The 22,442-nt window shown below is 62.6% G+C and carries 19 protein-coding genes; 7 read left to right on the top strand and 12 right to left on the bottom strand.

The annotated features are described in order from the left end of the window. The first annotated feature begins 196 nt into the window (after positions 1-196). The 3 genes from groES to ACTJKE_RS00680 all read left to right on the top strand — a co-directional run bounded on the left by groES (position 197) and on the right by ACTJKE_RS00680 (position 3,175). Positions 197-493 carry a co-chaperone GroES gene (gene groES, locus ACTJKE_RS00690; protein WP_004675403.1) on the top strand — a complete coding sequence of 99 codons (297 nt, stop codon included), beginning with the start codon at positions 197-199 and terminating at the stop codon, positions 491-493. 62 nt (positions 494-555) lie between these two features. Next, positions 556-2,196, top strand: coding sequence for a chaperonin GroEL (gene groL / locus ACTJKE_RS00685; protein ID WP_057250876.1), 1,641 nt, complete (start codon positions 556-558; stop codon positions 2,194-2,196). Between the two features lie 529 nt (positions 2,197-2,725). After that, the gene (locus ACTJKE_RS00680; protein WP_057250878.1) at positions 2,726-3,175 is read left to right on the top strand and encodes a hypothetical protein; all 450 of its coding nucleotides are present in this window, start codon (positions 2,726-2,728) and stop codon (positions 3,173-3,175) included. 81 nt (positions 3,176-3,256) lie between these two features. Here the strand turns inward: ACTJKE_RS00680 and ACTJKE_RS00675 are convergent, their stop codons facing one another. The 6 genes from ACTJKE_RS00675 to hisS all read right to left on the bottom strand — a co-directional run bounded on the left by ACTJKE_RS00675 (position 3,257) and on the right by hisS (position 11,793). Next, positions 3,257-6,058: a bifunctional diguanylate cyclase/phosphodiesterase gene (locus ACTJKE_RS00675; RefSeq protein ID WP_440691034.1), complete on the bottom strand. Its 2,802-nt coding sequence runs from the start codon at positions 6,056-6,058 to the stop codon at positions 3,257-3,259. A 212-nt stretch (positions 6,059-6,270) separates the two neighbouring features. Continuing rightward, entirely contained in the window at positions 6,271-7,494 is a 1,224-nt protein-coding gene (locus tag ACTJKE_RS00670; RefSeq protein WP_440691032.1) for an NAD(P)/FAD-dependent oxidoreductase, read from the bottom strand. 89 nt (positions 7,495-7,583) lie between these two features. Beyond that, complete coding sequence (locus tag ACTJKE_RS00665) at positions 7,584-8,291, bottom strand: glutathione binding-like protein (RefSeq protein WP_057250883.1); 708 nt, start codon at positions 8,289-8,291, stop codon at positions 7,584-7,586. 150 nt (positions 8,292-8,441) lie between these two features. Continuing rightward, entirely contained in the window at positions 8,442-9,137 is a 696-nt protein-coding gene (gene hisG, locus ACTJKE_RS00660) for an ATP phosphoribosyltransferase (RefSeq protein WP_057250885.1), read from the bottom strand. Beyond that, positions 9,134-10,276, bottom strand: a complete 1,143-nt coding sequence (locus ACTJKE_RS00655; protein ID WP_440659881.1) for an ATP phosphoribosyltransferase regulatory subunit — start codon at positions 10,274-10,276, stop codon at positions 9,134-9,136. The genes hisG and ACTJKE_RS00655 overlap by 4 nt, the downstream gene beginning before the upstream one ends. Before the next feature lie 5 nt (positions 10,277-10,281). Next, on the bottom strand, positions 10,282-11,793 hold the full coding sequence (gene hisS / locus ACTJKE_RS00650) for a histidine--tRNA ligase (protein WP_440691030.1): 1,512 nt from the start codon (positions 11,791-11,793) through the stop codon (positions 10,282-10,284). Positions 11,794-12,223: 430 nt separating this feature from the next. On the opposite strand from hisS, the gene ACTJKE_RS00645 reads away from it, so the two are divergent. Then, positions 12,224-12,652: a hypothetical protein gene (locus ACTJKE_RS00645; RefSeq protein WP_058325605.1), complete on the top strand. Its 429-nt coding sequence runs from the start codon at positions 12,224-12,226 to the stop codon at positions 12,650-12,652. A gap of 117 nt (positions 12,653-12,769) precedes the next feature. On the opposite strand, the gene ACTJKE_RS00640 is transcribed toward ACTJKE_RS00645, so the two are convergent. Continuing rightward, on the bottom strand, positions 12,770-13,414 hold the full coding sequence (locus ACTJKE_RS00640; protein ID WP_058325435.1) for a DNA-3-methyladenine glycosylase I: 645 nt from the start codon (positions 13,412-13,414) through the stop codon (positions 12,770-12,772). Between the two features lie 253 nt (positions 13,415-13,667). Here ACTJKE_RS00640 and ACTJKE_RS00635 point away from each other — a divergent pair, with 253 nt between their 5' ends. Both ACTJKE_RS00635 and ACTJKE_RS00630 read left to right on the top strand, forming a co-directional pair. Further along, positions 13,668-14,438, top strand: a complete 771-nt coding sequence (locus ACTJKE_RS00635; protein ID WP_058325434.1) for a L,D-transpeptidase — start codon at positions 13,668-13,670, stop codon at positions 14,436-14,438. A 180-nt stretch (positions 14,439-14,618) separates the two neighbouring features. After that, entirely contained in the window at positions 14,619-15,314 is a 696-nt protein-coding gene (locus ACTJKE_RS00630) for a L,D-transpeptidase (protein ID WP_057250895.1), read from the top strand. Between the two features lie 64 nt (positions 15,315-15,378). On the opposite strand, the gene glcF is transcribed toward ACTJKE_RS00630, so the two are convergent. The 4 genes from glcF to ACTJKE_RS00610 form a co-directional block, all read right to left on the bottom strand. Continuing rightward, positions 15,379-16,674 (bottom strand): glycolate oxidase subunit GlcF, encoded by a 1,296-nt coding sequence (gene glcF, locus ACTJKE_RS00625; protein ID WP_058325433.1) that lies wholly within the window; start codon positions 16,672-16,674, stop codon positions 15,379-15,381. Positions 16,675-16,792: 118 nt separating this feature from the next. After that, positions 16,793-17,173, bottom strand: a complete 381-nt coding sequence (locus ACTJKE_RS00620; protein WP_057250898.1) for a DUF4870 family protein — start codon at positions 17,171-17,173, stop codon at positions 16,793-16,795. Between the two features lie 30 nt (positions 17,174-17,203). Further along, a complete protein-coding gene (gene glcE / locus ACTJKE_RS00615) occupies positions 17,204-18,415 on the bottom strand; it encodes a glycolate oxidase subunit GlcE (protein ID WP_057250900.1) in 1,212 nt (403 codons plus the stop codon). Next, positions 18,412-19,851 (bottom strand): FAD-linked oxidase C-terminal domain-containing protein, encoded by a 1,440-nt coding sequence (locus ACTJKE_RS00610; RefSeq protein WP_057250902.1) that lies wholly within the window; start codon positions 19,849-19,851, stop codon positions 18,412-18,414. Before ACTJKE_RS00610 ends, glcE begins: the two co-directional genes overlap by 4 nt. A gap of 106 nt (positions 19,852-19,957) precedes the next feature. Here ACTJKE_RS00610 and ACTJKE_RS00605 point away from each other — a divergent pair, with 106 nt between their 5' ends. Next, positions 19,958-20,854 (top strand): LysR family transcriptional regulator, encoded by an 897-nt coding sequence (locus tag ACTJKE_RS00605; protein ID WP_057250904.1) that lies wholly within the window; start codon positions 19,958-19,960, stop codon positions 20,852-20,854. A gap of 159 nt (positions 20,855-21,013) precedes the next feature. Here the strand turns inward: ACTJKE_RS00605 and ACTJKE_RS00600 are convergent, their stop codons facing one another. Further along, positions 21,014-22,288, bottom strand: a complete 1,275-nt coding sequence (locus ACTJKE_RS00600; RefSeq protein WP_057250905.1) for a DUF3422 family protein — start codon at positions 22,286-22,288, stop codon at positions 21,014-21,016. Positions 22,289-22,442 lie beyond the last annotated feature (154 nt).

The following is a 22,442-nucleotide window of genomic DNA, read 5'->3' as shown; positions in this document are numbered from 1 at the left end:
TAGGCTGCCTACGCCCTCGCCTGCTGCGCTCGCCCAAGGCTACTGCCGCCGGCAAAAAATCTAGGCGCCGATCCTTGACTCACCCCATACCCAGGCTTATCTCGGCATCGCTAGCACTCGATAAATGAGAGTGCTAACACCCATCCATCGGGTCGATCAGCGATCCGTAATGTCATTTGATCGAGGGATTAGACTAATGGCAAGCACCAACTTCCGCCCGCTGCACGACCGCGTCGTCGTTCGCCGCGTCGAGTCTGAAGAGAAGACCAAGGGCGGTATCATCATTCCGGACACCGCCAAGGAAAAGCCGCAGGAAGGCGAAATCGTCGCCGTCGGTTCGGGCGCCCGTGACGAAAGCGGCAAGGTTGTTGCTCTCGACGTCAAGGCTGGCGACCGCGTTCTGTTCGGCAAGTGGTCGGGCACCGAAGTCAAGATCAACGGCGAAGACCTTCTGATCATGAAGGAAGCCGACATCATGGGCATCATCGGCTGATCAGCCGTCGTCCACCCCTTTTTATGACAACCAATGGGCAATGAGCCCGGGAGTTTTCTCTAATGGCTGCAAAAGAAATCAAGTTCGGCCGCACCGCGCGCGAAAAGATGCTGCGTGGCGTCGACATCCTCGCTGACGCGGTAAAGGTCACGCTCGGCCCGAAGGGTCGTAACGTCATCATCGACAAGTCCTTCGGCGCTCCGCGCATCACCAAGGACGGCGTATCGGTCGCCAAGGAAATCGAACTCGAAGACAAGTTCGAAAACATGGGCGCCCAGATGGTCCGCGAAGTTGCTTCGAAGACCAACGACATCGCCGGCGACGGCACCACGACTGCAACCGTTCTTGCCCAGGCGATCGTTCGCGAAGGCGCCAAGGCCGTTGCTGCCGGCATGAACCCGATGGACCTGAAGCGCGGTATCGACCTCGCCGTCACCGAAGTCGTCAAGGATCTCCAGGCCAAGGCCAAGAAGATCAACACTTCGGAAGAAGTCGCACAGGTCGGCACGATCTCGGCAAACGGCGAGCGTCAGATCGGCCTCGACATTGCTGAAGCGATGCAGAAGGTCGGCAACGAAGGCGTCATCACGGTTGAAGAAGCCAAGACCGCCGAAACCGAACTCGAAGTCGTCGAAGGCATGCAGTTCGACCGCGGCTACCTCAGCCCCTACTTCGTCACCAACCCGGAAAAGATGGTCGCTGACCTCGACGACGTCTTCGTTCTCCTCCACGAGAAGAAGCTCTCGAACCTCCAGGCCATGCTCCCGGTTCTCGAAGCTGTCGTTCAGACCGGCAAGCCGCTCCTGATCATCGCTGAAGACGTAGAAGGCGAAGCTCTTGCAACGCTCGTCGTCAACAAGCTGCGTGGCGGCCTGAAGATTGCTGCTGTCAAGGCTCCGGGCTTCGGCGATCGCCGCAAGGCCATGCTCGAAGACATCGCCATCCTGACGGGCGGCACCGTGATCTCCGAAGACCTCGGCATCAAGCTCGAAAACGTCACGCTCGACATGCTCGGCCGTGCGAAGAAGGTTTCGATCTCCAAGGAAAACACGACGATCGTCGACGGCGCCGGCCAGAAGGCCGACATCGAAGGCCGCGTTGCCCAGATCAAGGCCCAGATCGAAGAAACCACCTCCGACTACGACCGCGAAAAGCTGCAGGAACGTCTTGCCAAGCTCGCTGGCGGCGTTGCCGTGATCCGCGTTGGCGGCTCGACGGAAGTCGAAGTGAAGGAAAAGAAGGACCGCATCGACGACGCTCTCAACGCGACGCGCGCTGCTGTTCAGGAAGGCATCGTACCGGGCGGCGGCGTTGCCCTGCTGCGTTCTTCCGTCAAGATCACCGTCAAGGGTGCCAACGACGACCAGGAAGCCGGCATCAACATCGTTCGTCGCGCTCTGCAGGCTCCGGCCCGCCAGATCGCAGAGAACGCTGGTGACGAAGCTTCGATCGTTGTCGGGAAGATCCTCGACAAGGACCAGGACAACTTCGGCTACAACGCCCAGACCGGCGAATATGGCGACATGATCGCCATGGGCATCATCGACCCGGTCAAGGTCGTTCGCACCGCCCTTCAGGACGCAGCTTCGGTTGCCGGCCTCCTCGTCACGACGGAAGCCATGATCGCCGAACTGCCGAAGAAGGATGCACCTGCTGGCATGCCGGGCGGCATGGGCGGCATGGGTGGAATGGACATGATGTGATAAGGCGATAGCCTTTTCACATTAGCGATCCATCCGGATCGGAAGGGCGGCCCTCGGGTCGCCCTTTCTCGTTTTTTATCAATGCCGTTCGCGGCTGGGCGAGCCCCCCGCCAATCTCTCCGCAGAAAAAAGCCGCCGGTTGTAGTCCGGTTTCAAAAAACCGTTGAAGTCGAAAAAAAACGAACTATAACAGCGCCCCAAGTGGGCGGAGATTGATGGGAGATCGGGTAGCGAACTCAAGCGGGCGAACAATTGCCGAAGCTTTTTCGCACTAACCGAACATCCGAGACCTCTTCGAGAATATCACGAAAAGCATATAAGTATTTAATCGCAAATTGAGCCGACCTCGCCGACGAAATTACTTCGTAGGCGAGCTTCATTACTATCTCGCGACCTTTCGAGTTGAACAAACGCCCGCAATAGGTGGCGTGTACTCTTGCATTGGTGGATGGTTGGGCGGAATTTGCACAATAGGACGTGTTTCCTGGGGCGTCGAAGACGATGTCCAGGAATGCTGCTGGGGTAGACCGTGTTCAAGATCACGAGAGCAAATTCCGTTCCCCTCGGCTCTCCGGGACAGCCGCACCTCGACCTGCCACATCATGAGTTCCTGCAACAGTTCTGTGCGGCGGAAGGCTGGTCGGGCGACTTGTCCACGGGGCTGTTCCGGCTTGGCGAGAAAGCTGCCGCCATCCATGGCCTGCGCGACGGCGAATGCGGCCTGCTCAACTTCGTGCGCTGCTACGACCCAGCCGACCGCAACCACGTGCTCGAGCTTTTCGAGCAGGCGGCGACAAGCTGCTCATCCTTCTGCTTTTCGACGACGATCGCACTCGAAGAGCACGGCCAGAAACAGCCGCTGTTCTGCATCGGCGAATCCTCAGGCCTCGAACAGCGCTATTCCGGCACGATAACGGGTGTCTTCTTCTTCCCGCGCTTCCTGGTGGAAGGCGCCGGCCGGACGTTGCTGCGGCAATAGCGCAAGCCTGACCCGGCCGACAGTTCGCGCAGACAAGGCGCTCGCCATGGACGCGACCCTCGCGATGATGACGTCCGCCGATCAGGCGGCGGCCGCCTCTTCGTCGCCGCTGAACAGGAGCGTTATCGGGGCCGGCCGGCCGAGCAGATAGCCCTGTGCCTCGTCGCAGCCTTCCGCCTGCAGGATATCGAGCTGCGTCTGCGTCTCGACGCCCTCGGCAAGGACCGGCACCGACAGGCTCTGTCCGAGCGCCAGGATGGCGCGGACGATCGCCTTGGCCTGCGGGCTGCCCTCCACTTCCCACATGAAGCTCTTGTCGAGCTTGATCTTGTCGAAGGGGAAGGAGCGGAGCGTTTCAAGCGACGAGTACCCGGTGCCGAAATCGTCGATCGCGATCGTCACGCCGAGCTCCTTGATCTGACGCAGGGTCAGCAGCGCGCGCTCCTTGTCGTCGATGATCGTCGACTCCGTGATCTCAAGCTCCAACCGGTTCGGATTGAGCCCGGTCTCGGCAAGCACGTCCTGCACCAGGCTGACGATATCGCCATTGGCGAGCTGGACCGGCGACAGGTTGACCGCGATCTTGTGGTTGCTCTCCCAGCCAGCCGCCTCGCGGCAGGCTTCGCGCAGCACCCACTCGCCGATCGGCAGGATTGCACCGCACTCTTCGGCGAGTGGAATGAATTCGCTGGGCGGCACCATGCCGCGTTCGGGATGATGCCAGCGCAGGAGCACCTCGTAGCCGATGACGACGCCGGTCATCACCGACTTCTGCACCTGGTAGTGCAGAGCAAGCTGCTTCTTGTCGACGGAATCCCAGAGATCGTTGGCAAGTGCGCGCCGCTGGCGGGCAGCCTCGTCCATCGAAACCTCGTAGAAGCAGACGGTCTGGTTGAGCGCGGCCTTCGCCCGGTACATCGCAAGGTCGGCATTGTTGATCAGCGTATCGGCCGTTTCCGCATCCTGCGGGTAGATGGCGACGCCCATGCTGCCGCCGGATTTCAGCTCGAAATCGCCGAAGCGCATTTCCCCCTCGTGCAAGCTCTTCTCGATCCGCCGCAGGAAGTCGTTGAGTTCGGCCAGTTCCTCGAAGCGTTTGACCGCGGCGAACTCGTCGCCGCCGAGGCGCGCCACGAACTCGCCTTCCTGCAACAGGCCCTTCACGCGCTGGGCAATCGTCACCAGCACGAAATCGCCGGCGGCATGACCGTGCAGGTCGTTGACTTCCTTGAATTTGTTGAGGTCGATGCCGATGACGGCAACCTTGCGGTTGAACCAGGCGGCCGCATCCAGTTCCTCTTCGAGGTAGCTGCTGAACTGCAACCGGTTCGGCAGGCCCGTCAGGCTGTCGTGACGCGCAAGGAAGGTGATCTGTTCCTCGGTATCCAGGCGCTCGGTAATGTCTTCATAGGTGCTGACCCAGCCACCATCGGGCAGCGTGCGGTGCTTGGTCAGGATCGAGCGGCCGTTGGCGAGCTTCTCGACGATATCGCCACCGCCCTTGCCGACCATTTCGATCCGGTGTTTCTGATAGAGTTCCTCGGCCTTGGCTCGCGCAATTTCGGGCTCGGCGTAAATGCGGGCGAAGACGATATCGACGATCTCGCGGAAGGTCAGGCCTTTGCCGGCAAGCGTTTCGGAGAAGCCGAAGATCTCGCGGCAGCGTCGGTTCGACAGGAGCAGCCGGTCATCGCTATCGAACAGGCAGATACCCTGCGACATGTTCTCGAGCGCGACATCGAGGTTGTTGCTGACCTCAGCGATGCGATCGGCATCGGCCTTCGCCTTGGTGGTGTCCTTGACGATCTTGATGAAGCCGGCGTGCTTGCCCTGCTCGTCCAGGAACGGATCGATCACCACATGCGCCCAGAAGCGAGAGCCGTCCTTGCGATAGCGCCAACCCTCGTTCTCAAACTTGCCCTCGACCATGGCAACCTCAAGCGCGCGGCGCGGCAGGCCATCGCGCTGATCGTCGTCCGAATAGAAGCAGGCGAAATTCTTGCCGATGATTTCCTCGGCGGCATAACCCTTGTTGGCCTCGGCGCCGGCATTCCAGCTCGCCACGCGGCCATCGACGTCGAGCATGTAGATCGCGTAGTCCTTCACGCTGCGGACGAAGCGCGTGAACTCCCGTTCGGTTGCGGCGGCGGAGAGCTCGGCATGATGGGCAAAGCCGGCGGCAACCAGCACCAGGGACAGAAGGAAGAAGGCGGTTCCGGCAATGACGAAGGCGAGCAAGTGCGGCTGGATCATGCCTTCATAGGTCGGGGTGATGAGACCGACTTCGATCGTCACGGCGCCCATGGCGGTGAAGTGCAGCGCGACGATGCCGAGCGTCATCAGGAGCGTCGCGATGATCTTCGCCTTCAGCGGCTTGCCCATACAGGCAATCGTGCCGAGTGCGCCGATGTCGAACAGCGAGCCGAGCACGATCGACGCGACAACGAGCGTGGCGTCCCAGCGCAGGTTGCCGGGAACATCGAGGGCCGCCATGCCGAGGAAATGCATGCAGGCAACACCGGCGCCGAGCACCAGGCCGCCGGCAATCCACGCCTGCCGATCCTGCACGCAGGTCGCGATCAGCAGCGCCGTCGTGGTCAGCACGATCGCAACGGCCAACGACAGGGCCGTCAGGTCCGTCTGGTAGCCAAGGACGACCCCGGGGTCGTAGGCAAGCATGGCGATGAAGTGGGTGGCCCAGATGCCGAAGCCGCTGGCAATGCCTGCAGCCACCGCCCAGATCGTCCGCGCCTTGCCGGAAGATCCACGCGCGCGCTGCAACAGCGCCACCGCGCCGTAGCTGGACAGGAAGCATATGAGCGCCGCCAACGCGACCAGCTTCGGATTATGCTCCACCACGAGGCATGTAAGAACCTTGAACATCGCAATCGCCTAAATCAACAACCGCCGGGAAACGAGACCTTTCGCCTCCAGTTAAGCGGCCTGTGTTGACGTCAGGTGATTTAAGGAAATGATAAATCGTCGCTCCGGCCCACAGTTGCGTGGCCAAACAGTCGTTTCGTCGTTAACGAAAATTGAAATCTGACCGCCTGCAAGTTGCAGCAGGTGGAAAGCGCGGCCAGGCGTGGTCCCGCTCAGGGCTGCGATAGCAGCGCCTTGAGGTCCGATTGCGGATCGGCAATGACGGCCCGGTCGGGATTGATGCCGGTCTCGAGGAGCTTCTTGCCCGTCACATAGGCCTTGGCGTCATTGATCGCATCGACCGCCACGAAGCGTCCCTGCTTAAAGTACCAGACGGACACACTGCCCTCGCGCTGACCGGGCCTGACGATGGTTTCGTCATGACCGAGTCCAAAGCCGGCGATCTGCAGCTTGACGTCGTACTGGTCGGACCAGAACCAGGGCTTGGGTTCGTAAGGGTGCTCGCTGCCGGCGAGGATTGCCGCAACGGCCTCGGCCTGGTCGACGGCGTTCTGCACCGATTCCAGCCGGATGCGCAGGTCCTCCCAGGGAAGCACGGCACAATCGCCCATAGCGAAGATCGCCGGGTCGGCAGTTCGCCCGAAGGCATCGACGACGATGCCGCCGGCGGTTTCGAGGCCGGCATCATGCGCCAGGCGGTCATTGGCAGTGACACCGATCCCGACAATGACGACGTCGACCGGCAATCTCGACCCATCGGAAAGTTCCGCTGCGGTCACCCGGCCGCTTTCGCCGATGAGACGATTGAGCCCGGTCCCCTCGCGGATATCTACGCCGCGGGCGTGGTGAATATCGCGCACCAGGCCGGATGTCGCCGATGAGGCAACGCGCTGCAGGATGCGGTCGGCCATCTCGATGACCGTGACCTCGAGCCCGCAGGTCCGGGCGACCGCCGCCGCTTCAAGGCCGATATAACCGCCGCCGACGACCAGGGCGCGACGGCCGGGCTTCATTTCCTCGGCAAGGCGATCCGCGTCCTGGAAGTCGCGCACGACGAACACGCCGTCGAGATCACCGCCGACGGAAGCCGGCAACCGGCGCGGCGTGGCGCCGGTCGCAAAGGCGAGCACCTCGTATTCGAGCGAGGTCCCGTCGCTGAGCGTCACGCGCTTGCCGGCGCGATCAAGGCCGGTCACGATCGTCTCGAGCCGTATGTCGACATTGTGCTCGCCGTACCAGGCCTCCGGCCGATAGAGCAGCCGGTCGAGGCTCATCTCGCGCAAGAGATATTTTTTGGAAAGCGGCGGGCGCTGGTAGGGCAGGCTCGCTTCGGAGGCGACGATGGTGATCGGCCGCTCGTCCTTGAGGGCACGCAGCTTGGCAACCAGGGCAAAGGCGGCCTGACCGCCACCGACAACTACAAGCCTTCCCGACACGCTTCTCACCTGCTTCTTATTCGTCTGTACAGCAAGGCCTAGCCTTGCGCCCGAGCTTCGTCAACTCAGGCACAGGGCTGTCGTGATTGCTATTCCTTGCGCGGCACTTCCATGCCCTTTAGAGCCGCCGGGCGCGACAGGCCGCGCTCGACCCAGGCCATCACGTTCGGAAAGCTCTTGTAATCGAGGACCTCGGCTCCGCCATAGAACCTGCGCGCGCCTTCGACCCAGGGGTAGGTGGCGATGTCGGCGATCGTGTAATCATCACCCATCAGCCATTGCCGCCCCTCAAGGCGCGCTTCCAGCACACCGAGAAGGCGCTTCGCTTCGTCACGGTAACGCTCGACGGGATAGGAATTGTTGGCGACCTTATCGGCAGCGAACTTGAAGAAATGACCGAACTGACCGAGCATCGGGCCAATGCCACCCATCTGGAACATCACCCAGCAGATGGTCTCGTAGCGACCGGCCGCATCGGCCGGCAGCAGTTTTCCGGTCTTTTCCGCCAGATAGATCAGGATCGCGCCGGATTCGAACAGGCCGATCGGCTTGCCGTCCGGGCCATTGGGATCGATGATCGCCGGAATGCGGCCATTCGGATTGAGCGAGACGAACTCCGGCGATTTCTGCTCGTTGGCATCGAAGGCAACCCGGTGAGGCTCGTAGGCGAGACCCAGCTCTTCGAGCGCGATCGAGACCTTCACGCCATTCGGCGTCGGCAGCGAATAGAGTTGGATAATATCGGGGTTTTTCGCCGGCCAGCGCTTGGTGATCGGAAAGGCGGAAAGATCGGCCATGAAGGTCTCCTGGAAACGAAGCGGCAAGGGCGCCGTCTGCACGCCTTACATAGGAGCGGAGGGCGCGCTTTGTGAGGGCCCTACTTTAATTTTTGCAGTCCACGGGGCCAGCGAGATAGCCGTAGGCTCCGCCCTGCCCCGTTCGCAGCGTCAAAGCACGCCGCGAACCGCCGCAATAACCCGTGCCACGACCGGATCGCCGGCATGCGCCGATTTACGCGCCCGCACCAGGCAGGCCTCGGAACGCAGGATCACGCCGTCCGTCAGGATCTTCAGATGGTTCGCCTTCAGCGTCGAGCCGGTCGAGGTGATATCGACGATGATGTCGGCCGAGCCGGACGCCGGCGCGCCTTCGGTCGCACCGAGGCTTTCGACGATGCGATAGAGCTGGATGCCGTGGCTTCCCGAGAAATGGTTCTGCGTCAGTCGCCAGTACTTGGTCGCGATCGCCAGGCGGCGGCCATGGCGGGCACGGAAGTCGGCGGCAACGTCGCCGAGATCGGCCATGGTGTCGACGTCGTACCAAATCTCCGGCACTGCGACGACGACATCGGCATGACCGAAGCCGAGACGGGCGCAGAACTCGACGCGGGCATCGGCATTGGCGAGCCCCTCGCGCACCAGGTCTTCGCCGGTGACGCCGAAATCGATCGAGCCATTGCCAAGTTCGCGGGAAATCTCGGAGGCCGACAGGAACGCGATCTCCACATCATCAGAACCTTCGACCCGGCCGCGATAGGAGCGATCGTTGCCGACGGCGACGATCTTCATTCCGGCCCGCTCAAAGATCGCCGAGGCGTCATCCTTCATCCGCCCCTTGGACGGCAGCGCGATGGTGATGGTCATTGAACGCCTCCCTGGGAGGTAATCGCCTTTTCGATGCGGTCGAGCCAGAGCGAGAAACCGACAGCGGGAATGTGTTCGCGGGCGCCGAGCAGCGTCAGCAGCCGGTCAAAGCGACCTCCGCCGGCCAGAACTGCCTGAATGCCGGCGACTTCGACCTCGAAGACGAGGCCTGTGTAATAGTCGAGCGGACGACCGAAGGCCGCGCGGTAGCGGATCGCGCCGATGTCGGCACCGGCCGCGGAAAGTGCTGCGACACGGGCATCGAAGCGGGCGAGCGCCTCATCGAGCTTGAGGCCGGACTTCTGCGCGAAGGCGAAGAGTGCCGCCGGAGCATCGGCGAGCGGAACGTCGAGCGCCAGGAACGCGCCAACCTGGTCCAGCGTCTTGCGATCGAGCTGCGTGTTCGCCAGCTCCATCTTTTCCTTCAGCCGCCGGGCGATGTCCTGCGGCGAGCGGCTGGCATTGGTGGAGTAGCCGGTCGATTCCATCGTTTCGGCGATATGGGCGATGAGGCGGGCTTCATCCTCAAGCAATCCGTCCATCGACAGGCGCACGACCTCGGGACCGAAGACACCGACCGTCCGCGGATGAGCGAGTTCGGTGAGCAGCTTCTGCAGGTGCTTCTGGTCGCCAAAGGCATGGATCAGCCGCTTCTGCCAGCCGACCGGCAGGCCGCAGGCGCCGACGACGGCTTCGAACACCGCCTGGTCACCGAGCGTCACGTTGAGACCCCGGCCCGGCAAGCGGTTGGCAACGACACGCATCGCGTCACCGACAATGCGTGCATCGGCTGTGGCGATATCCGTATCGCCGAGATCCTCGATGCCGGCCTGGTAAAATTCGTTGCCGCCCTCGCGGCGCTGGCGGAAGACCTCGCCGAGATAGGCGTAGCGCTTCGGCGTGCCGGTCACCGTCTCGATGTGGCGGAGGCAAACGGGAATGGTGAATTCCGGGCGCAGGCAGAGGCTTTCGCCGGTCTCGCTCTCGGTCATGAAGATACGGCGGCGCAGATCCTCGCCAGCCATGGCGAGGAAGGGTTCGGCCGGCTGGATCACCGGTGTGTCGACACGCAGCGTGCCAAGGCTTTCAAAGTCGGCAAGCAGATCGTCGGCGAAGGCAGGCAGATTGATGAGGGCCATGACCGTCAGCCCCTTGCCCGATCCTCGGCCTGCGCCGCCAGCATCTCGCGTACCTTTTTGACCAGCTCGGCGGTCGGAACGGAAACCTGGGCCACGCGCGCCTCGCGCCAGGCCGCATTGTCCTCGATCTCGCCCGACAGGCGCTTGCCCTCGATCAGATCCTTGATCTGCACGACACCGGCGGCGCGTTCGTCGCCACCCTGGATGATCGCCAGCGGCGAGCCGCGGCGGTCGGCATATTTCAGCTGATCGCCAAAATTCTTCTTGTTGCCCTGGTACATCTCAGCGCGGATGCCGGCGTGGCGCAGCTGCTGCACGAAACGCTGGTAGTGTCCCATGCTTTCGATGTCGCGGTCCATGACACAGACGACGACCGGGGCGAGCACTTCCGACGCGCCGAGCTTGCCGAGGTTCTTCAGCGCCGTCATCAGACGGGAAACGCCGATCGAGAAACCGGTGGCCGGCACCGGTTGGCCCATGAAGCGCGACACGAGGCCATCATAGCGGCCGCCGCCGCCAACCGAACCGAAGACGACCTTCTCGCCCTTCTCGTTGGTGACGGCAAACTGCAGCTCGGCCTCGAAGACTGGGCCGGTGTAGTATTCAAGACCGCGCACGACCGAGGGGTCGATCTTGATACGATCGGCCTCGTAGCCGACGCTCAGAACCAGACTGCGGATCGTGTTCAGTTCTTCGACGCCTTCGCCGCCCTTCGACGTTCCCGCAACGAGGGCCGCGAGCTCGGCAGCGCTTTCGGCATAGTCCTTGATGCCGACGAAGAAGAGCACCTTGTCGATCTGCTCGGCACTCAGGCCGGCGCCCTTGGTGAAGTCGCCGCTCTCATCCTTGCGGCCTTCGCCGAGCAGGAGCCGCACGCCTTCGGTGCCGAACTTGTCAAGCTTGTCGATGGCGCGCAGCACCGTCAGGCGCGCGTTCGCCTTGTCGTCACCGCCGAGACCGATCGCCTCCATGACGCCGTCGAGCACCTTGCGGTTATTGACGCGGATCACGTAGTCGCCGCGCGCGATGCCGAGGGCTTCCATGGTGTCGGCCATCATCATGCACATTTCGGCATCCGCCTGGACGCCGGCGGCACCGACGGTATCGGCGTCGAACTGCATGAACTGGCGGAAGCGGCCCGGACCCGGCTTTTCGTTGCGGAAGACGTAGCCGGCGCGATAGGTGCGGAACGGCAGCTGGATCTCGTTGAAATTCTCGGCAACGTGACGGGCGAGCGGCGCCGTCAGGTCGTAGCGCAGCGACATCCACTGGTCGTCGTCGTCCGTCAGCGAGAAGACGCCTTCGTTCGGCCGGTCGCTGTCCGGCAGGAACTTGCCGAGCGCATCGGTATATTCGAACAGCGGCGTTTCGACCGGATCGAAACCATAATGCTCGTAGACAGCCCGGATCTTGCCGATCATTTCGTCGGTCGCACGGATATCGGCGGCGGAGCGATCGACAAAGCCGCGCGGCAGGCGCGCCTTGAGCTTCTGCGGTTTCTTCTGTTTCTCGGTCATGGGAGCATTCCGGACTGTCAGCGTGTTGGCTGCTTTCCCTATCGGATCAAGTGGGGGGCGGCAAGGGTTTGCACCGCGCAAAGCGCGCGTTGCGCCGGTCGTAGCAAGCGATGCGGGTTACTCGGCGCGAGACGAAGCTGGAGCCGGCTGTCTCGACCTATCGATCGGATCGGGTTGACCTCAACCATAAGGCGCATTAAATCGCCAACAATCACTAAAAGTTTATCACCCGATCGATCGCCGACGTTTCGATCATGAAGATCATCGGCTAATTTCGGTCCGGAGCATTTACCCGCAGGTCATTCCGGATGCAATGAGAGCATCGGACCCAATACCCCAACGGCAAAATGGAACGGCGAACCATTTCATCGGGAATGGCGGATTTCTGCGGAGACGTCTCGCGGTCGGCGCGAAGAGAGGGATGGGCATCATGTTGAGATTCATGACACCTGGCTGCGGGGCGATCCGGCCCGGACATCTGGGCGCACATCACAATTGGATGCGGGGCCTCGACGAGGGGACCTACCTCATCGAAGCCTGGCGCTGCGATCTCGCGACCGGCATTTTCCAGCTCGGCCAAAATACCGCCGCCTTGCTCGGCATCTCCGCTCCTTCCTGCGGCATCATCGATCTGGTTCGCGCCTATGACCGCAAGGATCGCCCAACCGTGCTCAACATACTCGAACAGGCGACCGCCTCGTCATCCTCGTTCTGCTTTACCGCCATGGTGCGCGCGCCGACATCGCAAGCGGCGCAGCTTATCTGCGTCGGTCGGTCCGTGCTCGATACGCCAACCGGCGAGGAACTGCTGCAAGGCGTCTTCGCCTTTCCGCGCGAGCGCGTGATGCTCTGCGCTTGAGCGCAAAGCTTGAAACCGCGGACACTTTTCCCTGGGTTGAAGCAGCTCTATGAAGAGCCTCGCTGGCGCTCCCTCACCGGGAAACGCCCATCGCCAAGCTGACGACGGGCGCATCAATCAGGCCACGCGAGCCCTGGGTCTTGCGAGCTTGCCACGCAGTTCCTCGACAACCACGCGGCAATGGCAGCCTTCGATGTGATCGTTGACGAGGCCCATGGCCTGCATGAAGGCGTAGATCGTCGTCGGGCCGACGAAGGTCCAGCCGCGCTTCTTCAGGTCCTTGGAAATCCGCGTCGAGGTCGGGGTCGTAGGATTGGCAACGATCGCCTCGTAGGTCACCTGTTTCGGGCGCTCTTCCGCGGCGGGTTCATAGGACCAGAAATAGCCCGCGAGCGAACCGAACTCCTGCCTGAGCTCCTGGGCGCGGCGCGCATTGTTGATGGTCGAGACAATCTTGCCGCGGTGGCGCACGATGCCCGTGTCTGCCAGGCAGCGCTCGATATCCGTCTCATCGAATGTCGCGACCTTATCGAAATCGAAACCGGAAAAGGCCGCGCGGAACGCCTCGCGCTTGCGCAGGATCGTCAGCCATGACAGGCCGGACTGGAACCCTTCGAGGCAGATCTTCTCGAACAGGCGGCGATCGTCGGTGACCGGACGGCCCCATTCGTCGTCATGATAGCGACGGTAGTCGTCGAGATTGCCCTGCCAGGCGCAGCGCTGAAGTCCGTCCTCGCCGATCACTATGCCCTTGACCGTCATCGCTTTCCTCGCTCCATCCCGTTCATTTCCCTGCCTTTACCATTTGCAAACCAGATTCCTAAAGCGGCGGATAACCCTACCCAAAGCTTTATCGGCGCCTTCGCCTTTTAATGAAGCGCCGTTTACCATTCGGTGGCCCCCCGGTGACACGATCGCGCCATTGCCAAGGCGCATACCCCCCGCTCGAGCGTCCGGTTCTTCGGCTGTCTGCGCCCCCTTGATGAATTTCGGCGAAAGGTAGCGAGTCCGTCCGATGTTGAAAAAATCCCTTCTTTTAGCAGTCTCCCTGCTGACCCTCGTCGCCGCTCCCGCCGTGGCGCAGGATCGGTATCAGAACCGGCCTCCGGTGGTCGTCAGCCCCGACCTCACCGCCCCCTGGGTAATGCAGCTCGGCGGGCAGCAGGCCCGCACGCGGCAGGTCATCTACCGGCAGCAGATTCCGGCAGCCACCCGAAAACAGTATTATCAGGGACAGGTCGCACAGCCGCAGGTCAAGCGCCGCACCATCAACCCGCTGATCCAGCCGGCCAACGCCATGCGCGCCCAGCGGCCGGTCAAGTCGAAATTCGACCCGCAATACCTGCCGCAGACGGTCGCCTATGAGAGCAAGGAAAAGCCGGGCACGATCGTCATCGATACGAACAACCGCTTTCTCTATCTGGTGACTGGCAACGGCGAGGCACGGCGCTATGGCGTCGGCGTCGGCAAGCCGGGGTTCGAATGGGCAGGCGCCCACAAGGTCACCCGCAAGGCGGAGTGGCCGAGCTGGACGCCGCCGCAGGAGATGATCAGCCGCGAGGCCTCCAAGGGCCACTACCTGCCGGCGCGCATGGACGGCGGCCCGGAAAACCCGCTTGGCGCGCGCGCCATGTATCTCGGCTCGACGCTCTATCGAATCCACGGCACCAATGCGCCCTGGACGATTGGCTATGCCGTTTCCTCCGGCTGCATCCGCATGCGCAATGAAGACGTCGTCGACCTTTACGAGCACGTGAAGGTGGGCACGAAGGTTATCGTCATATAATTGGAGCATAGCATAGAATATTCCCTCCCCCTCGCACGTTTTGCTATTGCCTATGCGTGATTTTCAGGCAACAGCAGCATGAACAGATATAAGTTCGGCGGTCCGCCGGCTGTATGGCAGGCTTGAACTTCGGCGCATTTTGCTTAGCCTGCCTGCAACGAGGGTTAGAGGGAATCGTATATGAAGCGTCATGCCAGCAAAGTGGTCGCGATCGCCATCGCGACCAGCACTATTCTTGTCGCCGCCAGCGCCTCGGCTTTCACGCCGACGCCGGCGACAGGCTCCAAGGTCAAATCATCAGACGTTGTACTCGTGGCCACGCCGAAGAAGCCGGCAAAACAATACTGGCGCACCAAGGTTCGCTTCCGCACCGACGAAGCCCCCGGCACGATCATCGTCGATACCAACAACAAGTACCTTTACTACATCGACGGCCCGAACCGCGCGACGCGCTACGGCATCGGTGTCGGCCGCGACGGCTTCGGCTGGTCGGGTGTCGTGAAGGTTGGCCGCAAGGCCGAATGGCCGACCTGGACACCGCCGGCGGAGATGCGCCAGCGCGAGGCTGCCAAGGGCCGCATCCTGCCGGTCACCCAGGAAGGCGGCATCGACAACCCGCTCGGCGCCCGCGCCATGTATCTCTACAAGGGCGGCCGCGACACGATCTTCCGGATCCATGGCACCAACCAGCCCTGGACCATCGGCCAGAACATGTCATCCGGATGCATCCGCATGATGAACGACGACGTGGAACACCTCTACGATCGCGCCGACATCGGCACCAAGGTCATCGTCATCGGCCCCGGCAGCAAAGCCGGCGACACCTATTTCGACGATCGCGGCGTCGACATCTTCCGCCAGATCTTCGGCGGCTGACGGTCATCGACCATGCACAGTTTGAAAGGCCGGTTCCTCACGGAGCCGGCCTTTTGCCTGTCCATCAGAGCCCCTTGGGCTTTGCTCCACCATAGGCCCAGTCGAGCAGTTCGACCGTATGCAGGATGGGGATCGCAGTGCCGCTGGCGATCTGGGTAATGCAGCCGATATTGCCGGTCGCGATCGCATCCGGCTTCGTCGCCTCGATGTTCTTGACCTTGCGCGCCTTCAGTTTCGCCGAGATTTCCGGCTGCAGGATGTTGTAGGTGCCGGCCGAACCGCAGCAGAGGTGGCCTTCGGCCGGATCGCGGACGACGAAGCCAGCACGCTTCAAAAGCTGCTTCGGCGCCACGGTGATCTTCTGGCCATGCTGCATGGAGCAGGCGGAATGATAGGCAAGCGTCATGCCCCTCGCATCCTGTTCCGGCAGGTCTAGCGTAGACAGGTACTCGGTGATGTCTTTTGCCAGCGCCGAGACACGTGCCGCCTTTTCTGCATACTCAGGATCGAGCCGCAGCATGTGGCCGTAGTCCTTGATCGTCGTTCCGCAGCCCGAAGCGGTGATGACGATGGCATCGAGCCCGCCCTCGTCTGCGACCTTCAGCCAGGCGTCGACGTTGCGGCGCGCCGCCTCAAGCGCCTGGTTCTCGCGGCCCATGTGGTGCACCAGGGCGCCGCAACAGCCTTCGCCGGCCGAAACAACCACCTCGACACCAAAGCGCGTCAAAAGACGGATCGTCGCCTCGTTGATCTCCGGCTTCAGCACCGGCTGCGCGCATCCGGACAGGAGCGCGACACGACCGACACGTTTTCCCTGCGCCGTGTGGACGCCGGGCATGGCGGAAGTGGAGGGCTGCGGCACGGCGCTTGGCGCGAGATCGAGCATGACGCCGAAGGTCTTCAGCAACGGCATGCGCTTCATCATCCCTGCGAAGGGCCGGGCAAGGCCGACCGCCTTCAGCGACAGGCGGAAGCGCGCGGGATAGGGCAGCACCGCCGCCAGCACGGAACGCGCCAATCTATCCCTAAACGGGCGCCGATAGGTGTTTTCGATGTGGACGCGCGCATGGTCGACAAGATGCATGTAGTCGACGCCGGAGGGACAGGTGGTTGCGCAGGCGAGACAGGAGAGACAGCGGTCAATGTGGGTGACCGTTTCCTTGTCGGCCGCCCTGCCGTTTTCCAGCATGTCCTTGATGAGATAGATGCGCCCGCGCGGACTATCGAGTTCGTCGCCGAGCGTCACATAGGTCGGACAGGTGGCGGTGCAGAAGCCGCAGTGCACGCATTTGCGCAGGATGGCCTCGGATTCGGCCACATGCGGGTCGGCAAGCTGCGCGGGGGTAAAATTGGTCTGCAAACGCGAACTCCACTTTCCGGTTCCGCGGTAACGGGCACTTGCGACGTGCTTCGGTCACCGCGGCATTCTCATTTCAGCATCCTTCGACCGGACCCGGTTTCAGGGTTTGCGCCGTGGTCTACACCATCCAGCTTTCGGGATTGGTGATCGGCTCCTGGCGCGCGGCCCGTTGCAGGCCGACGACGCAGCGCACGACGATCCAGACGGCGGTGGCGATGAAACCGAGAACGCCGATCAACAGCACCGTCAGCAGCAACGATATTACGCCGAACAACAGGGCGATCCAAAAGGTCCGGATCGCCCATTCATAGTGCGTCTGGACCCACGGCGCACCCTTGCCGCGATTGAGATAGGCCATCACCACGCCGATGATCGGAGTGATCCCCACCGCAAAGCCCACGAGATAAAGGACATAGATCACCTGGACATTGATCTTGCCCGGCTCCAGCCAGCGATCAGTCTCGCGGGAAAACGGTGTCTGCGGACCATTATCGCTCATCAACTCCTCCCATGTTCCACCGCCGTCGCCTCAGGAGACCGCAGCCATGCGGCCCGGATTGAAGATCCGGTGCGGATCGAACTTCGCGCGGACGCGCTCGCTCAATTGTGCCACGGCCAAGGGTTGTGGTTCAAACGATGGAATGGCGGCACGATAGCCTTCTTCGGCCTTGACGAGGGTCGCGTGGCCGCCACCGAGAACCTTGATATAACGACGCACGAGTTCCGCTTCGGGGTCGGCCTCCATGCGCAGCCAGACGAGACCGCCCTGCCAGTCATAGAAGGCATCGACGCCGGTCTGCAGCCTGAGCGCCGCCACCAATTGATGGCCGAGCGATGGAGCGACGGAGACGCGCCAGAGCGGCTTCCTGGTGCCGTCGGCATAGGGTTTGACGTCGCGGATCTCGGCCCAGAGCCTCGATGTCCTGATAGCATCGAGCCGGGTCACCGCGCCGAAGCGACCGACCGCATTCGTCAGTTTTTCAGCCCGGAGCGCAACCGATGCCTCCAGTCCTTCGAGCCGCAGTACCGTCGCGGCGCCGTCCGGAAGCCCGCCATCCAGGAACCGCCCGCGCACGCTTTCCGGTAGATGGGCAGCACCCGAAACTTCCACCGTCTGCGCCATCGCCTCGGCCATGATCGCCGCGGCTTCGGCATCGTTGAGCCCGGAGACCACAATGGTCTCGGACGCTGGCGGCAGCGGCAGGACGCGGAAGGTGACTTCGGTGAGGATGCCGAGCGTGCCGTGCGAGCCGGCCAAAAGCTTGACAAGATCCAGGCCGGTGACGTTCTTCATCACCCGTCCGCCGGCCTTGATTGCCTCCCCCTCACCGTTGACGAAGCGAACGCCGAGCAGGCTGTCGCGGGCGGCACCGGCGACATAGCGCCGGGGGCCGGAGGCGTTGGCGGCGAAGACCCCGCCGATCGTCGGCTCGCCCGACGAGGCGAAAATCGGCCGATGGTCCATCGGTTCGAAGGCAAGCATCTGCCGGTTCTCGGCCAGTGCTTCTTCGATCGCGCGCAGCGGCGTCCCCGCAAGCGCGGTGATCGTCATTTCGGCCGGATTGTAGCTGACGATGCCGGACAAGCGGCGCGTCGACAGTACCCGGTCGGCACGCACGGGATTGCCAAGACCCGAGCGCGTGTTGCCGCCGATCAACGCGAGCGAAGCCCTATCGGCCGCCATCGCGCGAACGACGGTCGCAATCCCCTCTTCGCTTGCCGGTTCGAAATGCACGATCATGCGGCGGGACGCCCTTCGAGCGGGAAGACCTTGGACGGGTTCAGGATCCATTGCGGATCGAAGGCGGCCCGTGCCGCCATCTGCTGGTCGAGGTCGATCCGGTTGTACTGGTGTAGCATGAGGTCCCGCTTTTCGATGCCGACGCCGTGCTCGCCCGTCAGGCAACCGCCGGCGTCAACACAGAGCTTGAGGATATCGTTGCCGGCGGCTTCGGCGCGCGCCGCATCCTCCGGGTCGTTGATGTTGTAGAGGATCAGCGGATGCATGTTGCCGTCGCCGGCGTGGAAGACATTGGCGACGCGCAGGCCGTAGCTCGCAACGATCTCACCGGTGCGACGCAGCACATGCGAAAGCTGGCTGAGCGGCACCGTACCGTCCATGCAGATATAATCGGCGATGCGGCCGGTGGCGCCGAAGGCGGATTTCCGGCCTTTCCAGATCGCAGCCGCTTCCATGGCCGACTGGCACTCTTTGATCGTCGCCACCCCATGACGGCGCGCGACCGCAACGATACCGGCAAGCGTCGCATCCATTTCCGGCTCGGAGCCTTCGACTTCGACGATCAACAGCGCTTCGACATCGAGCGGATAGCCGGCATGGGCGAAGGCTTCGCAGATCTCGATCGCCGGCTTGTCCATGAACTCGATCGCGACGGGGATGATACCGGAGCCGATGACATCGGCGACGCAAGCGCCGGCCGCTTCGGAAGAGGCAAAGCCGAAGAGCACGGGACGGGCACCCTCCGGCTTGGCGATCAACCGCACCGTCGCTTCGGTGACGATGCCGAGCTGCCCCTCGGAACCGCAGACGAGGCCGAGCAGATCGTAGCCCACCGAATCCAGCGCCTTGCCGCCGAGCTCGATAACCGTGCCATCGAACAGCACCATCTTCACGCCGAGCAGATTGTTGGTGGTAACGCCATATTTCAGGCAATGGGCGCCGCCGGAATTCATGCCGATGTTACCGCCGATCGTGCAGGCAAGCTGCGAACTCGGGTCCGGCGCATAGAAGAAACCGTCGGCGGAAACCGCCTCGGAAATATTGAGATTGGTGACGCCTGCCTGAACCGTCGCGGCGCGATTGAAGAGGTCGATATCGAGTATGCGCGACATCTTCGAAAGGCCGATGACGACCGCATCCTCCTGCGGGATGGCACCGCCCGAAAGCGAGGTTCCGGCGCCGCGCGGCACGACCGGGATGCCATAGCGGCTGCAATATTTGAGAAGGGCTGCGACCTGCTCGGTCGTCTCCGGCAGCGCGACGGCAAGCGGCATGCGACGATAGGCGATAAAGGCATCTGTCTCGAAGGGCTTCAGCCCGCGCTCGTCGCTGATCAGGCAGCCCTCGGGCAACAGGTCGGCGAGGTCGGCGACGATCTCGCGGCGCCGGGCGATAACAGCCTGTTTCGGTTGCAGAAAACCGATCGTCTCCGCCATCAGTTTCTCCCGCCGCATGTAAATTGGTCTATTTTCTTTACCACTAGGCTAGAGTCCCTGCAAATGCTATTGAGCTTTTCCGTTTTGGAAACAATGGCAACGATTGATGACGAATTTAGGCGATCTTGAGATTTTTGCACGGGTCGTTTCCACCGGCAGTATGTCGGCAGCGGGGCGGGCGCTGGGGTTTTCCCCAGCTGTGATCTCCAAGCGCATCAAGAGGCTCGAAGATCGCCTCGGAACGCGGCTTCTGCAGCGCACGACACGCCAGATCTCTCTGACCGAAGCCGGCCAGGGGTTCTACGATCGCGTACTCGGCATTCTCTCGGGCATCGAGGAGGCCGAGGCCTATGCCTCCGGACGCTCGTCGCATGCGCTCGGCGTGCTCAGAATCTCAGCGCCAACTTCCTTCGGCCGGATGCACATCGCGCCGCATCTGACGAAGTTCATGAAGGACCATCCGGACCTGAAACTGCACATCGTGCTGACGGACGAATTCACGGATATCGTCGCGGAAGGCTTCGACATGGCGGTCAGGATCGGCGAATTGGTAGACTCATCCCTGGTGGCAAGGAAGCTTGCGCCGGTGCGGCGGCTTCTCTGCGCCTCGCCGGAATACATCGCCCGCAATGGCGAACCGAAGGAGATCGGCGACCTCGCAGACCATCTCTGCCTGCCGGCGCACAACAACGACAACTGGAAGCTCGAAGGGCCGGAAGGCGCGCTGGTCTGGCACCCGGAGGGGCCGCTCGTGACCAATTCCTCCGAGATCGTGCGCGCCGCCGTCATCGCCGGCGCGGGCATTGCGCTGCGCTCCACCTGGGACATCGGCCCGGAATTGCGCAGCGGCCAGCTGGTACAGGTGCTGCCGCAATGGGAGGGTTCGAAGCAACTGACGCTCTCGGCCGTTTACCCGAGCCGGCAGTTCCTGCCGGCCAAGGTGCGCCTTTTCATCGACTACCTGGCCGGGCTTTACGGGCCGATCCCCTACTGGGAGCAGTAGTTTTGTTTCTGGCAACTCCGGACGCAAAACCGCTGCACACTTTGCTGGAATTGCCTGTTTCTCGCAATTCCGGACGTATGACCGCTGCACACTTTTGCTGGAATTGCTTGTTTCTCGCAATTCCCGACGCAAAACGCTGCACACTTTTGCTGGAATTGCTTACTTGTGCTCACCTTCCTCGTGATGGCGGCGGATGCGGCGCACGATCAGCCAGACGCCGGCAACGGCGAAGGGAACGGCAAGGCCAGTCAAGAGGCCCGGATCGATCGGCAGCTCGTGGCTGACTGCCTTGGCGAGATAGCCGAACAGGCCAACGACGTAGTAGGAAATGGCGGCGACCGACAGGCCTTCGACGGTCTGCTGCAGGCGTAGCTGCAGCTTGGCGCGCCGGTCCATCGAGTTCAAAAGCGCGCTGTTCTGCCGTTCGAGCTCGACATCGACCCAGCTTCTGAGAAGAGCGGTCGCGCGGGCGAGCTTCCGCGACAGGTTGGCCTGGCGCTCCTCGACCGACTGGCAGGTGCGCATCGCCGGCGCGAGGCGTCGTTCGAGGAAGGTGCCGATGGTCTCGTAGCCCGGAAGCGGCGTCTCGGAGAGCGTGCGAATGCGCTCCTGCACGATGCCGTAATAGGCGCGGCTGGCGCCGAAGCGATAGAGGCTGAGCGCGGCACCCGCCTCGAGGTCGGCGGCAAGCCGGGTGATCTCGGCCAGCATGTCGTCGGCCTCCTCGCGCACATTTTCCTTCATACGCTGGGTGATTCCGGTCAAGCCATCCTCGGTCCGGCGGATCTCCGGCGACAGCGACTGGGCGAGCGGCAGGCCCATCATCGCCAGTGTCCGGTAGGTCTCGATATCGAGCAGGCGCTGAATGAGCGCGCCGGTGCCCGCCTCGGTCATGCCACGGTCGATGACCAGTATCTGCGTCAGGCCGTCGCCGTTCTGGCGGAAGTCGGTGACGATTACCGCCTGGCCGTTCTTGGTTTCGCTGTAGCAGAGGCTCGTCGGATCGAAGAGCCCGATCGCGTCACGGGTTTCGGGCGTGTCCGGCCGGATCTCCAGGCGGATGCCCGAGATCAGCGAGCCCGGCGGCGAAAAGCCGTCGCCGAAGGGATGGATCGGCACCTCGCCGCCGAACTGCTCCGGCGGCGGCGCATCCCAGAAGTAGGTGGAGAACTCGGTGTGACGCTCCCAACGCAACGTGCCCTGCCCCCAGGGCATTGCATGATGGTTCGCGTCCCGCCCCGGCGGTGCGATGCCGCGTGCGCGCGACAGCTCCGACAACACGGCATGATCGACGATCGAGCCGCCATCCGTCAGGAAGGCGAGCTGAAAGATCACCCGCGGCGTGGTGACCAGCGCATAGGGGCGCGAATGAACCTCGCCCAAGGCCAAGGCGCGCATCGGCGCCACCGGAAATGCAAAACTACCCTTTGCCATGAAGCGCTCTTGTCCCCCTCACGCGTTCATCACGACTCTCTTATCAATCGAACGAGCAAAAGAAAAAGGACGCATTGCCGCAGTTTGACTTTTGTCAGCCGCACAAAGTGGACAAGCAAATTGACCACTTGCCGCCGGCTGCCTAGATTGCGGC

Origin of the sequence: Ensifer sp. 22521, assembly GCF_052044795.1 — a bacterium.
In the GTDB taxonomy this organism is placed as follows: domain Bacteria; phylum Pseudomonadota; class Alphaproteobacteria; order Rhizobiales; family Rhizobiaceae; genus Ensifer.
Note: the sequence above shows the minus strand (reverse complement) of the source record. Positions and strands in the feature narration are given on the sequence as shown.

Excerpts from the sequence above, each read along its gene's own strand:
- ACTJKE_RS00640 (WP_058325435.1), bottom strand. The coding sequence starts at position 13,414 with ATGACGGTCAAGGGCATAGTGATCGGCGAGGACGGACTTCAGCGCTGC.
- ACTJKE_RS00655 (WP_440659881.1), bottom strand. The coding sequence starts at position 10,276 with ATGGCCCTCATCAATCTGCCTGCCTTCGCCGACGATCTGCTTGCCGAC.
- ACTJKE_RS00635 (WP_058325434.1), top strand. The coding sequence starts at position 13,668 with ATGTTGAAAAAATCCCTTCTTTTAGCAGTCTCCCTGCTGACCCTCGTC.
- ACTJKE_RS00600 (WP_057250905.1), bottom strand. The coding sequence starts at position 22,288 with ATGGCAAAGGGTAGTTTTGCATTTCCGGTGGCGCCGATGCGCGCCTTG.
- hisS (WP_440691030.1), bottom strand. The coding sequence starts at position 11,793 with ATGACCGAGAAACAGAAGAAACCGCAGAAGCTCAAGGCGCGCCTGCCG.
- hisG (WP_057250885.1), bottom strand. The coding sequence starts at position 9,137 with ATGACCATCACCATCGCGCTGCCGTCCAAGGGGCGGATGAAGGATGAC.
- ACTJKE_RS00610 (WP_057250902.1), bottom strand. The coding sequence starts at position 19,851 with ATGGCGGAGACGATCGGTTTTCTGCAACCGAAACAGGCTGTTATCGCC.
- ACTJKE_RS00645 (WP_058325605.1), top strand. The coding sequence starts at position 12,224 with ATGTTGAGATTCATGACACCTGGCTGCGGGGCGATCCGGCCCGGACAT.
- groES (WP_004675403.1), top strand. The coding sequence starts at position 197 with ATGGCAAGCACCAACTTCCGCCCGCTGCACGACCGCGTCGTCGTTCGC.
- ACTJKE_RS00605 (WP_057250904.1), top strand. The coding sequence starts at position 19,958 with ATGACGAATTTAGGCGATCTTGAGATTTTTGCACGGGTCGTTTCCACC.
- ACTJKE_RS00675 (WP_440691034.1), bottom strand. The coding sequence starts at position 6,058 with ATGTTCAAGGTTCTTACATGCCTCGTGGTGGAGCATAATCCGAAGCTG.
- ACTJKE_RS00620 (WP_057250898.1), bottom strand. The coding sequence starts at position 17,173 with ATGAGCGATAATGGTCCGCAGACACCGTTTTCCCGCGAGACTGATCGC.
- groL (WP_057250876.1), top strand. The coding sequence starts at position 556 with ATGGCTGCAAAAGAAATCAAGTTCGGCCGCACCGCGCGCGAAAAGATG.
- ACTJKE_RS00630 (WP_057250895.1), top strand. The coding sequence starts at position 14,619 with ATGAAGCGTCATGCCAGCAAAGTGGTCGCGATCGCCATCGCGACCAGC.
- glcE (WP_057250900.1), bottom strand. The coding sequence starts at position 18,415 with ATGATCGTGCATTTCGAACCGGCAAGCGAAGAGGGGATTGCGACCGTC.
- ACTJKE_RS00665 (WP_057250883.1), bottom strand. The coding sequence starts at position 8,291 with ATGGCCGATCTTTCCGCCTTTCCGATCACCAAGCGCTGGCCGGCGAAA.